At 64.6% G+C, this 13,436-nt stretch carries 7 protein-coding genes; all 7 read left to right on the forward strand.

Annotation, left to right across the window (positions count from 1 at the left end):
• Positions 1–186: 186 nt before the first annotated feature.
• The 7 genes from ACUN9V_RS14090 (at position 187) to ACUN9V_RS14120 (ending at position 13,432) form a co-directional block, all read left to right on the forward strand.
• Complete coding sequence (locus tag ACUN9V_RS14090) at positions 187–1,410, forward strand: alpha amylase C-terminal domain-containing protein (protein WP_445511845.1); 1,224 nt, start codon at positions 187–189, stop codon at positions 1,408–1,410.
• Positions 1,411–1,454: 44 nt separating this feature from the next.
• A complete protein-coding gene (treZ, locus tag ACUN9V_RS14095; RefSeq protein ID WP_445511874.1) occupies positions 1,455–3,284 on the forward strand; it encodes a malto-oligosyltrehalose trehalohydrolase in 1,830 nt (609 codons plus the stop codon).
• Entirely contained in the window at positions 3,281–5,503 is a 2,223-nt protein-coding gene (gene malQ / locus ACUN9V_RS14100) for a 4-alpha-glucanotransferase (protein ID WP_445511846.1), read from the forward strand. Before treZ ends, malQ begins: the two co-directional genes overlap by 4 nt.
• The gene (treY, locus tag ACUN9V_RS14105) at positions 5,500–8,229 is read left to right on the forward strand and encodes a malto-oligosyltrehalose synthase (protein ID WP_445511847.1); all 2,730 of its coding nucleotides are present in this window, start codon (positions 5,500–5,502) and stop codon (positions 8,227–8,229) included. The genes malQ and treY overlap by 4 nt, the downstream gene beginning before the upstream one ends.
• 191 nt (positions 8,230–8,420) lie before the next feature.
• Positions 8,421–8,933, forward strand: a complete 513-nt coding sequence (locus tag ACUN9V_RS14110) for a DUF2934 domain-containing protein (RefSeq protein ID WP_445511848.1) — start codon at positions 8,421–8,423, stop codon at positions 8,931–8,933.
• Positions 8,934–9,013: 80 nt separating this feature from the next.
• A complete protein-coding gene (gene glgX, locus ACUN9V_RS14115) occupies positions 9,014–11,203 on the forward strand; it encodes a glycogen debranching protein GlgX (protein ID WP_445511849.1) in 2,190 nt (729 codons plus the stop codon).
• A 195-nt stretch (positions 11,204–11,398) separates the two neighbouring features.
• Positions 11,399–13,432, forward strand: coding sequence for an alpha-1,4-glucan--maltose-1-phosphate maltosyltransferase (locus tag ACUN9V_RS14120; protein ID WP_445511850.1), 2,034 nt, complete (start codon positions 11,399–11,401; stop codon positions 13,430–13,432).
• Positions 13,433–13,436: the final 4 nt, after the last annotated feature.

The raw sequence follows: 13,436 nt of genomic DNA on the forward strand, positions 1-13,436 counted from the left end.
AGTGTTGAAAGTGCTGAAAGCGCCGAGAGAGACAACGAATCCGGTCCTGCTGAACTGAACGCCCCTGCGCAGAGGACTTCGACGCTTCCGGGTATCCGGCCGATCGCCGCTGATTTATCGGCCGCCTCGTCATCCGTTTCCTCGTCCGTCCCCACGCCGCGTGACGCCGCGCGTCCGGGGAGCAAGATGAGAAGCAGTGAGTGGCTGGGCACCTGGTCCTGGGACGACGGCGACTGGATGCGAGCCAGACCTGGACGCCACGGAGGCGAGATGCCGCTGGCTTTCTATCGCCTGCGTGCACTCGACTGGTATCTCTCTCGTTTCGCCCTGCCGATGAACTGGAATCGGCTTGCCGAGGAGCTGGTGCCCTATGTTGCCGATCTGGGCTTTACGCATATCGTCCTCGACGGCGCGCTGATCGGCCAGCCGCATAGCGTCGTCTGCCAGTTCATCGAGACTTGTCACATTGCCGGTGTCGGCGTGGTCATCGTCTATTCGCCGCTATCATCGATGACCCAGCCGGAATTCCTGGCGTGGTGTGATCGCTGTCATATCGATGGCTACGAGGAGGTGAGCGATCACTCCAGGGAGGGCCGCGGCGCCGAATGCCGACTGTTTCTGAGCAAGACCACCGAGCCGGTGCTGGTACTCGATCCTCGGGTGCGATGGCGCCTTGCCAGTGCCGACTACCTGGCACTGTCTCCCGCCGAGCGCTGTCGGCAACACGCCGCCTGGATTGCCGCGCTGACGCCCCGCGAACTCAGTCGCGGCCTGCTGGAGCAGGTGCCCGATGACACCACCGCGCTGGGGCAGTGGCGCTTGCAGGTTCATGGCGATGATTGGCAGCGTTTTGCGGCGTTCAGGACGTGTCTGGCATTGATGTGGGCATTGCCTGGCGACAAGCAGGTGGCAATGGGCGTCGAGCTGGGCCAGGTTCTGGCCGAGCCATGGGAAGCTGCGCTGCACTGGCCGCTGCTCTTCGAAAGTCGTCATGCGGGCGTACTGCGTCTGGTCGCCGATCTCAACCGTCTTTACGTCAACGAGCCGGCGCTGCAGGTTCGCGGCGAGGATCGTCTCGGCTTCGAGTGGCTGGTAGACGACGATAGCGACAACTGTGTGATCGTCTTCGCGCGCCATGCCGAGAGCGGCCATGCCAGCCTGGTCTGCGTGTGCAATTTTCAGGCCTGTGTTCACTATCGCTACCGTCTGGGCGTGCCCAGCGCCGGCTGGTGGCGCGAGACATTGAACAGCGACAGCGTCTTCTACGGCGGCAGCAATGTGGGCAACGGCCGCGGCGCCATGACGGAGCCGATACCCAGCCATGGTCACGCCCAGTCTCTCGCCGTGACAGTACCGCCGATGGCGGCACTGTTCCTGCGCCACGAAATCTGGTTCGAGGATGGTTCATGAGCGCGTCGTTTCAAGCGGATGACTCTGCGGGTGAGTCAACAGGAATCACCGGGCAACCCGGCGAGCCGAGAAGGGCGTCGTGGACACCCTTTTACGGCGCGGCGCCTGTTGCCGATGGGCGTGTTCGTTTTCGGCTGTGGGCGCCGAGTGCGCAGCGAGTCGACGTGGAGTGCGAAGGTCTGGGACCTCAGCCGATGACGCCCATGGGAGACGGCGATTTCGAGCTCGAGCTCGAATGTTCGCTGTCGACGGCCTATCGATACCGGGTTTTCGTCGAGGGTGACGACGACGGCATGGCAGTTCCCGATCCGGCATCGAAAGCCTTGCGCGACGGCGTCGATGGGTCGACCTGCGTGGTCGATCCCGACCGCTACACCTGGCGGCATCCCGAATGGGCCGGCCGGCCGTGGCAACAGACGGTGATCTACGAAGTGCATCTGGGGGCCTGCGGCGGCATCGAGGGTTTGCGTCGACGTCTGCCGGCGCTGGTGGAGCTGGGGATTACCGCGATCGAACTGATGCCCCTCGCCGAGTGTCCAGGCGAGCGCAACTGGGGTTACGACGGCGTCCAGCCTTACGCCGTTGCCGCCTACTACGCGTCGCCTGACGAGCTCAAGGCCCTGATCGACGAGGTCCACGGCCACGGTCTTATGATTTTTCTCGACGTGGTCTATAACCACTTCGGCCCAGATGGCAATTTCCTGACCCATTACGCCAAGCCTTTCTTCCGTGACGATCTGCAGACGCCATGGGGCGGCGCCATCGATTTCCGGCGGCCTCAGGTACGGCGTTTCTTTATCGACAACGCGCTGATGTGGCTGCTCGAATATCGTTTCGACGGGCTGCGTTTCGACGCCGTTCATGCCATCAGCGAGCGAGATTTCCTGGTCGAGCTGGGCCAAACCCTGCGTGAGCGCGTAGGCCCCGACCGGCACTGCCATCTGATTCTGGAAAACGAGCACAATCAGGCCAGCCTGCTGGCGCCGGGGCTCTACGATGCGCAGTGGGCGGACGACTGGCATAACACCATGCATGTGCTGCTGACCGGTGAGCGCGAAGGCTACTACGCCGACTTCGTCGACGACGCGACGCAGAAGCTCACGACGGCGCTGGGCGAGGGGTTCGTCTACCAGGGGCAACCCTCTCGCAAGGGGGAAGCGCGTGGTGAACCCAGCGGTCATCTGCCGCCCACCGCATTCGTCAATTTCCTTCAGAACCATGACCAGATCGGCAACCGGGCACTGGGCGAGCGTCTGCCGCTACTGACCGAACCCGAGGCGCTCGATGCGGCAACCCTGCTGTTGCTGCTGTCGCCCGCCATTCCGTTGCTGTTCATGGGCGATGAGTGGGGCTCGACGCGGCCGTTTCTGTTCTTCACCGATCACCACGACGCGCTGGCGGACGCGGTGCGGGAAGGGCGTCGCCAAGAGTTCGCCGATTTCCCCGCGTTCCAGGATCCGGGACAGCGACAGCGCATTCCCGACCCCAATGCCGTGGCCACGTTCGAGGCGTCCTGCCTCGACGACGCCGAGGCCGCCGCGCCCGAACACCGTCGCGTCCGCGAACGCTTTCGTCGCTGGCTGGCACTGCGACATCGGCACATCATTCCCGGACTCGAGGGTGCCCGCGCGATCGGTGCCCGGGTCGTCGCCGACAAGGCAGTGGAATCCCGCTGGCAGCTGGGCGACGGGCAGATGCTGACTATCGTCATCAACCTCTCTTCGCAAGCGGTTGCTGTGGAGCCGCAGGGCGCGCCGCTGGTCTGCTCGCGAGAGGACGTGACCGATGCCGTGGCGAGCGGCCAGCTGCCGGCCCTGGCCTGCGTCGTCTGGCTGCGGCCATCGGATGGCTCGGCGGGAGCGTCGCGCGCATGACGAACCATCGCAATGATCGCCCTCAATCATCAGCCCCGCCCGGCGGCTCGCTGCAGCAACTGGCCGAAGCGGTCGGCTTGTTGATCGACTGGACCGGCAGCGACGGCCAGCCGCAGTCGCTGTCGCCAGCGCGTCAGCGTGAGATGCTCACTCATCTCGGCTGGCCGGCCGGCGACGATGACGAGATTGCCGCCAGTCTGGCGCGATGGCGGGCACGCCACCGGCCGGCGGCATTCGAACAACTGCCGCCGCTGCTGATTGCCGATCAGGGCGCTCCCTGGCGCGTGCCGGTGGTCGACGGCAGTGGCTGCGCTTTCGCCCTGCGACTGGAAAGCGGGGAGACGCTGGATGGGCATCTCGACGCCAGCGGCTGTCTACCCGCGATCGAGGAAACGGGGTATCACCGGGTGAGTTTCCTTACCGAGCGCGGTGACGAGAGCGTAACCCGGGTGCTGGCGGTGGCGCCGCCGCGCTGCTTCACCCTCGACGATACTGCCCGCGAGCAGGGCGAGGCCCGGCCAAGCTACTGGGGCGTCGCGGTACAGCTCTACGCGCTTCGGCGTGACGGCGATGGTGGTATCGGCGATCTGCAGGCGCTCGCCGAGCTGTGTACGAGTATCGCGCGAGCGGGCGCCGATGCCGTCGCCATCAGCCCCATGCATGCGCTGTTTGCCGCGCATCCCGAACGTTTCAGCCCCTATTCGCCCTCCAGCCGACTGTTCTACAACGTCTGGCACGCGGCGCCGGAGTGCCTGTTCGACGAGCAAACGTTGAGCCAGGCGCGGGCGCCGTTCAGCGAGGCCATGGCGACGCAGGCAACGCTTGAGTTGATCGACTGGCCCGCCAGCGCGCGGCTCAAGCTGTCGATGCTGGAACGGCTGTTCGTGCATGTTCAGCAGGACGAAGGTGCGCTGGCCTGGCGCTCGCAGCTGGTCGCCTTTCGTCGCGATGGCGGTGAGGGCCTGGAGCGCCACTGTCGTTTCGAAGTGCTGCAGGCGCATGCCGACGTCGCCGACTGGCGCCAGTGGCCCCAGGCGTGGCAGGACCCCGGCAGCGATACGGTCGAAGCCTTTGCCGGGCAGCACCGTGAGGCGATCACCTTTGGCGTGTTTCTGCAGTGGCTGGTCGCCGCCGGGCTCGACCGGGTCCAGACCGAGGCGCGTCGGGCCGGCATGGCAATGGGGCTGATCGCCGATCTTGCCGTGGGTGTCGATCCGGCCGGCAGTCAGGCCTGGAGCGATCCGTCCGAGCTGTTCCCGGGGTTGAGCGTCGGTTCACCGCCGGATGCCTTCAACGCCCAGGGTCAGAGCTGGGGCGTGGCGGCGTTCTCGCCGGAGGGGCTGGTCGATAGCGGCTATCGCGGTTTTCTGGCCATGCTGAGGGCCAGTCTGGCCCACGCCGGCGGCTTGCGTATCGATCATGTCCTGGGGCTGTCACGGCTGTGGCTGGTGCCGGAAGGGGCGTCGGCGCAACAGGGGGCCTATCTGCGCTATCCGCTGGATGATCTGCTGCGCCTGGTGTCGCTGGAATCCTGGCGCCACCGCGCCATCGTCATCGGCGAGGATCTGGGAACCGTCGAAGAGGGGCTGCGCGAGAAACTGGCGGCACGCGGCGTGCTCGGCATGAGCGTGATGTGGTTCGAACGCGATGGCGAAGCGTTTCTGCCCGCCGACGCCTGGCGCGAGACCACCATGGCTACCACCAGCACTCACGATCTGCCCACGGTGGCAGGGTGGTGGATGGAGAATGATCTGCGCTGGCGCGATCGGCTGGGGCTACTGGCACCGCAAGAGACGCTTGCCGAATTGAGTGAGCAGCGCCGCCAGGATCGGCATCGGCTGGCCAGCGTGTGCGGCCTCGACGAGATCGCCACTGCGGACGGCTCGGAAAAAGCCCATAGCGATTCGGGCGACGTCATTAACGATTCGAATGACGATTCGAGTGGCGACGCGAATGGCGGTTCAAACGAGGGCGTGAACGTCGACGATGTCATCGACGCGGTACTGGTGCATGTGGCCACGACCCCGACGCCGCTGGCGCTGTTTCCGCTGGAAGATTTGCTGGGGCTGAAGGAGCAGGCCAATCTTCCTGGCACTTTCGACGAGCACCCCAACTGGCGACGGCGCTTGCCGGCGCCCGCGCCGCAGGCGCTTAACGATTCCGCGGTACAACAACGTCTGGCACGCATCGATCGCGTGCGTCGGGAGCGTCGAACATGAGGTCTATCCGCGCCACCATCCGGTTGCAGCTCCATGCCGGATTCACCTTCGACGATGCTCGTCGGCAGGTCGACTACTACGCGGCCCTGGGCGTCAGCCATTTTTATCTGTCGCCGTTTCTCGCCTCGCGAACGGGATCGACGCACGGCTACGACGGCGTCGATCCGACTCGGGTGGACCCCGAGCTGGGTGGCGAAGCGGGGCTGACGCGGCTGGTCGAGGCGTTGCAGGCGGCCGATATGGGCATCCTGGCCGATATCGTGCCCAATCATCTGGCCGTGGGGGCCGAGAACCCCTGGTGGCAGGATGTGTTGGCTCACGGCCGCGACAGCGACTACGCCCGCTGTTTCGATATCGACTGGGAGCAGCCCGGTTCCGACGGCAAGCTGCTGTTGCCATTCCTGGGAGATCGTTATCTCCAGGTGCTGAATGACGGCGAACTGACGCTGGCTTGGGACGCAGCGCTCGGCGCCTTCTTCATTGGCTATCACGAGCACCGCTTTCCGCTGGACCCGGCGCATACCGCCGAGCTGCTGGCGGCCCTGCCCGACGACGCTCCTACGGCGCGTGATCGCCAAGAATCGAGCGACGACGACCCGGCCATCGCCGCGATTCTCGCCCGGCACGATGCCGCGACCGTCGAGGGGCGCGGGCGGTTGCATGCGTTGCTGGAGCGCCAGGCGTATCGACTCGCCCACTGGCGTACCGCCAACGACGCGCTCAACTGGCGGCGGTTCTTCGATATTACCGAGCTGGCAGGGGTGAGCGTCGAGGATGAGAGCGTGTTCGATCTCTCCCACGCCTATCTGCTGTCGCTGGTCGAGCGGGGGTGGATCGAGGGGCTACGCATCGATCACATCGACGGGCTCGCCGATCCCAAAGGTTATGCGCTGCGTCTGCGGGCGCGGCTCGAGGCGATTGCCGAACGGCGTGGCGACAGCGCCGGGGAAAACCTGCATCCACCGATCCATCTACCCATCTATGTCGAGAAGATTCTCGGCGATGGCGAGCATCTGCACACCGACTGGGGCGTCGACGGCACCACGGGCTACGAGTTTCTCGACCTGGTCTCGGGCGTTCAGCATGACCCGGCCGGGCGTGAACCGTTGACCCGACTGTGGCGAGATATCAGCGGCCGTTCCGGCGATTTCGCCGGCGAAGTCGAGGCGGCACGCCGCGAGATGCTTGCTGGCCCGCTGACGGCCGAATTCGAGCGCTGCGTCAGAGCGATCGGCGCGCTGGCCAACGCCAACCCCGGCACACGGGAGTTCACGCTGCCGGCGATTCGGCGGGTCGTCGGTGCGCTGGCGGTTGGCTACCCGGTCTATCGCAGCTATGCCGACGTCGAAGGGCGACCCGAGCTCGACGCCGAAGCGTTCGACCAGGCCCTGTGCGCGGCGCGTTCTCGGCTGTCCTCGGCCGATGCCGGCTGGCTCGAACGGCTCGATGACTGGCTCGGTGGGAGTGCCCCGGCCGCTTTCGAACAGCCCGAACGGGATTTGCGCCTGACGGCGATGACGCGCTTTCAACAGCTGACTTCGCCGCTGGCGGCCAAAGCGGTGGAAGATACCGCCGGTTATCGCTCGGCGGTGCTGCTGTCCCGCAACGACGTTGGCTGCGAGGGAGATCACTTCGCCTACACGCCTCACCGTCTGCATGCGGCGAATCAGGAGCGCCTGCAGCGATTCCCACGCGGCATGTTGACCACCGCGACCCACGACCACAAGCGTGGCGAGGATGTTCGGGCACGGCTGGCGGCACTCAGCGAATTGACCCAAATAATAGTGCCGAAAATGCACGCCTGGACGCATGATCGACGTCTGTACGATAGCGACGAAATCCCCAGCGGCGGGGATCGCCTGATGATGCTCCAGCTGCTGCTGGCGGCCTGGCCGCTGGCGCTAGAGTCCGGCCCCGAGCTGGAACCCGGGCCGGACCTGGAGTCCGAATTCGTCTCCCGCCGCCGCCAGGCGCTGAGCGCCTTCGCCGATCGTCTCGTCGCCTGGCAGCAGAAAGCAATGCGGGAAGCCAAACTGCAGAGCCATTGGCTGGCGCCCGACGAAAGCTACGAGCAGGCCGGCGAGGATGCCATTCGTCGCGCCCTGACCGGCGACAAGCTGACTCGCGAATTGGCCGAGACGGCGGCATTGCTGGATCTGCCGGGTGCGATCAACGGTCTGGCGCAGGCGGTGTTGAGGCTCTGTTCGCCGGGCGTGCCCGATCTCTATCAGGGCACGGAATTCTGGGATCAGTCGCTCGTCGATCCCGACAATCGTCGCCTGGTCGACATGGCGGCGCGGCGCGAGGCGCTGGACGCCGCCGAGATGCCCGTATCGTCGTGGCGGCACTGGCGTGATGGCGCCGTCAAGCAGGCTGTCGTCCAGCGTCTGCTGGCATTGCGGCGTCAGTATCCGGCGCTTTTCAGCGAGGGGGAATACGTGGCGCTACCGGCTGTCGGTGCCTACGCCGATCACGTGCTCGCTTTCGCTCGCCGGACAGCGGGCATGACGTTGGTGGTCGTGGTCCCGCGGCTGCCGATGGCGCTGCTGAAAACGCCGGACGGCACGCAGCTGCAATGGGCGGATACCGCATTACCTCTGGACGCCTTGGAGCTGAACGGGGCCGGTGAACCCTGGTTGACGCCGTTACCCGTGCATGCCGCCGGCGCTCTGGCGCTTCACGAACATTTGTCGGATTTCCCCTGCGGCGCGTGGCTATGGACATGATGAACATGGTGTCTGCCCAGTCAGGGTCGGCAGTACGAGCCGAGAGCAAAGGTCGGCAGTCAAAGTCGACATCGAGAGTCGGCGTCAAGCGTGTCATGGCAAGGCATCGATCATAACGATGTCGAATCAACGGATCCGGTGAGGCAGGGATCGCCTCGCCCTACGACGAAAAGAGAACGGAGGACGTCACGATGACGAGTCGCGAACAACGGGTACGGATGCTGGCCTATCGCATCTGGGAATCGGAAGGTCGTCAGGAGGGGCAGGAAGCGCGGCACTGGGAGATGGCCGAGCGTATCGTCGAAGCCGAGAACGCGCGGGAGGAGGAACACGAATGGCTCGAAGCGTCGGACGAGCCTTCGCCGCTGGAAGGCGAGGATCCCCCGGCCGAGCCCGACGAACTGGGTATCGACGAGCAGCGTCTGCCGCTGGATGACCCGGAGACGGAAGCGCGCAAGGAAGAGGATACCGGCGTCGAGGTGCATGCCAAGCCGGAGAAGGCCAAGTCTTCTTCCCGACGCAAGACGGCGAACAGTAGCGGAAGTGGCGACAGTAGCGAAAGTGGCGAGAGTAGCGAAAGTGGTGAGAGTGGCGACAAGCCGGCACCGCGCAAGCGCGCCACCAAGAAGAGCCCGGAAGCGGAGAGCAAGAAACCTGCAACGCGTCCCCGCAAGCCGCGCGGTACCGGTAACAAGAGCGAGTAAGGCGACGCTCACGAAAGTGAATCGTCGTTCAACCAGCGTTGAGGAACCCGGGCATTGCCTGGTTTTCGACGGAGCGAGACATGACCGAGCGGCACGAAATCGACACGGATAGTGAAATGACCGTTCAGGGTGGCGTGATACAGCCATCGCGCATCAGTGAAGGATTGCCCTACCCGCTGGGGGCGACCTGGGACGGGCTAGGCGTCAACTTCGCGCTGTTTTCCGCCACTGCCACCATGGTCGAGCTCTGCCTGTTCGACGAGAGCGGCGAGCAGGAGATCGAGCGTATCGCGCTGCCGGAGTACACCGACGAGGTGTGGCACGGCTACCTGCCCGATGCACGGCCGGGGCAACTCTACGGCTATCGCGTGCATGGGCCGTACGATCCGGAAGCGGGGCATCGTTTCAACCCCAACAAGCTGCTGATCGACCCCTACGCCAAGCAACTGGTCGGCGAACTCAAGTGGGACGATGCGTTATACGGCTACACCATCGGCCACGAGGATGGCGATCTCAGCTTCGACGAACGCGACAGCGCTCCTTTCATGCCGCGCTGTCGGGTCATTGATCCGGCGTTCACCTGGGGCCGATCGGCCGAAATCATGGTGCCGTGGAGCGACACCGTCATCTACGAGACGCACGTGCGCGGCTTCACCATGCGTCATCCGTCCATCCCGGAGGATCTGCGCGGCACGTTCTCCGGGCTCGCGGCCCCCGAGATCATCGATTACCTCAAGCAGCTCGGCATTTCGTCGCTGGAGCTGATGCCGATTCATGCTTTTGCCGACGACCGCCATCTGCAGGAAAAGGGGCTGCACAACTACTGGGGTTACAACACCCTGGCCTTTTTCGTGCCTCATCCGCGCTACATGGCGACCGAGACGATCAGCGAGTTCAAGCAGATGGTCGCGCGCTTCCATGCCGCCGGCATCGAAGTACTGCTGGACGTGGTCTACAACCACACCGCGGAAGGCAACGAGATGGGGCCGACGTTGTCGCTGAAGGGTATCGACAACGCTTCCTACTATCGCCTGATGCCCAAAGAACCACGTTTCTACATCAACGATACCGGCACCGGCAATACTCTGAATCTGTCGCATCCCCGTGTCCTGCAAATGGTCACGGATTCCCTGCGTTACTGGGCCTCCGAGATGCGTGTCGACGGTTTCCGTTTCGATCTGGCTACGATTCTGGGCCGCGAAACCGACGGCTTCGACGAGGGTGGTGGCTTCCTCGACTCCTGCCGGCAGGATCCGCTGCTGTCGCAGTGCAAGCTGATCGCCGAGCCCTGGGACTGTGGCCCCGGCGGCTATCAGGTCGGCAAGTTCCCCCCTGGCTGGGCGGAGTGGAACGACCGCTTCCGCGACGACATGCGCGCCTTCTGGCGTGGCGACGAGGGCAAGCTGCCGGCATTTGCCAATCGCCTGACCGCCTCCGCCGATCTCTTCAATCACCGGGGGCGCAAGGCGTTCTCGTCGATCAATTTCATCACCGCTCACGACGGCTTCACGCTGCGCGATCTGGTCAGCTACAACGACAAGCACAACGAGGCCAACGGCGAGGACAACCAGGACGGCAGCGATGACAACATTTCCTGGAATCACGGTGTCGAGGGCGAGACCGACGACGCCGAGATCCAGGAATTGCGCATGCGCCAGATGCGCAACCTGCTGGCCACGTTAATGCTCTCCCAGGGCACGCCGATGCTGCTGGCGGGGGACGAGTTCGGTCGCACACAGGGCGGCAACAACAATGCCTACTGCCAGGACAGCGAGATCGGCTGGGTCGACTGGGATCTGTCCGACGAGGGCCGCGAGCTGTTGGCTTTCACCCAGCGCCTGATTCGACTGCGGCGCCAGTATCCGATTCTCGAGCGTGGTCGCTTCATGACCGGCGACCTGATCGAGGAACTGGGCATCAAGGATGTGACCTGGCTCAAGCCTGACACGACTGAAATGGAAGACGGCGACTGGCATGAAGGCGGCGTCAAGGCGATCGGTGTCGTTCTCGACGGTCACGCCCAGCCCACGGGTATCCGCGCGCCCGGCAAGGACGTCACGGTGCTGCTTGCCATCAATGCGAGCGAGGCGCACGTCCTGTTCGTGTTGCCGACGGTCCCCGGCGGCAATCAGTGGGTTCGCCGTGTCGATACCTTCGATCCGGCCGCCCAGGATGTTCGTGTCGACATGCAAAGCGAGTACGGCGTCGAAGCGCACAGTCTGGCGCTTTTCGAGCTTGTCGAGAGGCAGGGCGGAGCTCCCCATGCGTAGTGCGAACCATAGCGCGAGCCTGGCGTCTGCCGATATGGCCTCACCGATGGCCATCGCCTGATGGAACGCTCGCTGGCGATGCGGGAACGCATTCAGGATTCTGCTGCGCCGTAATCGGCCATGCCGCGCGAAGGTTCGCGTGGCATGGCCGCTGGACAGACTGCAACTCCACCTCATGGACGGAAGGAGACGCCAGTGACTACGAGTTCATCCCCTCAGCCGGCGGCTGAAGTGGCGGCTACACCCTCTCGGCGAGATGATGCCGCCTTGGCGGCGGCGCACGCGCCACGCATTGCCATCGAGTCCGTTCACCCCTCGCTCGAACTCGGCCGCTTCGCCGCCAAGACGACTGTCGGCGCGCCGGTCGAGGTCTCTGCGATAATCTTCGCCGACGGTCACGATGTGCTGGCCGCCGCCGTGAGCTGGCAGGACGATCAGGGGCAACGGCATCGCGAACCGATGCGCCTGGTACGACCGCTGGGCAAGGACATCTGGGAAGGGAGCTTCACCCCGACCCGGGTTGGCCGGCACACCTTCATCATCGAGGCGTGGTGGGATGTGTTCGGCACCTACCGCGACGAGCTGTTCAAGAAGCACCAGGCCGGCGTGCCGGTGTCGCTCGAACTCGAGGAGGGCCGGCGGCTGGTAGTGGCTGCCGCCGAGCGCTCGGGAGACGAGCTGCGCGAGGCGCTGGCCGAGATTCACCAGCGCTTCCAGGCGTGTGGCAGTGATGGTGAGCGGGTCGGCGTCATGCTCGAGGCCTCGACCGCCCAGTGGATGCAGACCGCCGACGCGCGACCTCATCTATCGTGCAGCGACGCGATCTACCCGCTAGAGGTGGAACGCAAGGCGGCCCAGTTTGCCAGCTGGTACGAACTGTTCCCGCGCTCGGAGACCGACGATCCTGCGCGTCACGGCACCTTCGATGACGTCCACCGGCGGTTGCCGTTGATCCGCGACATGGGTTTCGACGTGCTCTACTTCCCGCCGATTCATCCGATAGGCCAGGCCCACCGCAAGGGTCGCAACAATACGCTGACGCCCGGCCCGGACGATCCCGGTAGCCCGTACGCCATCGGCAGCCCGGAGGGCGGCCACGAGGCGATCCATCCCGAGCTAGGTACTCGCGAGGACTTTCGTAACCTGGTCAGCGCGGCGGCCGAACACGGGCTGGAGATCGCCCTGGACTTCGCCATCCAATGTTCGCCGGATCATCCCTGGCTCGAGGCGCATCCGGGCTGGTTCTCGTGGCGCCCGGACGGCTCGATCCGTTATGCCGAGAACCCGCCCAAGAAGTATCAGGATATCGTCAACGTCGACTTCTACGCCGAGGATGCGGTGCCCTCGCTGTGGCTTGAGCTGCGCGACGTGGTGCAGGGCTGGGTCGACGAGGGCGTGAAGATCTTTCGCGTCGACAATCCGCATACCAAGCCGTTTCCGTTCTGGGAATGGCTGATCGCCGATATCCGCGACCGCGACCCGGACGTGCTGTTCTTCGCCGAAGCGTTTACCCGGCCGGCGGTCATGACCCGTCTGGGCAAGATCGGCTTCAACATGAGCTATACCTACTTCACCTGGCGCAATACCAAGGCCGAGCTGACCGAATATCTGAGCGAGCTCAACGAATCGCCGATGCGCGAATGCTACCGGCCCAACTTCTTCGTCAACACGCCGGATATCAACCCTTACTTCCTGCAGTCTTCCGGCCGGCCCGGATTCCTGATCCGCGCCGCGCTGGCGACCATGGGCTCGGGGCTGTGGGGAATGTATTCCGGCTTCGAGCTGTGCGAGGGCGAGCCGGTGCCGGGCAAGGAGGAGTATCTCGACTCGGAGAAGTACCAGATCAAGCCGCGCGACTATACCGCATCCGGCAACATCAGCTACGAGATCACCCAGCTCAATCGCATCCGCCGCGAGAACCCGGCGCTGCAAACCCACCTGGGAGTGGCCTTCTATGCCGTTCACAACGAACGCCTGCTGTATTTTGGCAAGCGCACCGATGACCGGGGCAACTTCATACTGGTAATGATCAATCTGGATCCGTTCGAGGCCCAGGAGGGGGCCTTCGAGCTGCCGCTGTGGGAGTACGAACTTCCCGACGAGGCGGCACTGCACGTGGAAGATTTGATGTCCGGTCACCGCTGGACATGGCAAGGCAAGTGGCAGTCGATCCGACTGGAACCGTGGCATTTGCCGTTCGCCATCTGGCGCATCCACCCGGTGCGCTGATCAG

The organism is Salinicola sp. V024, assembly GCF_052645315.1.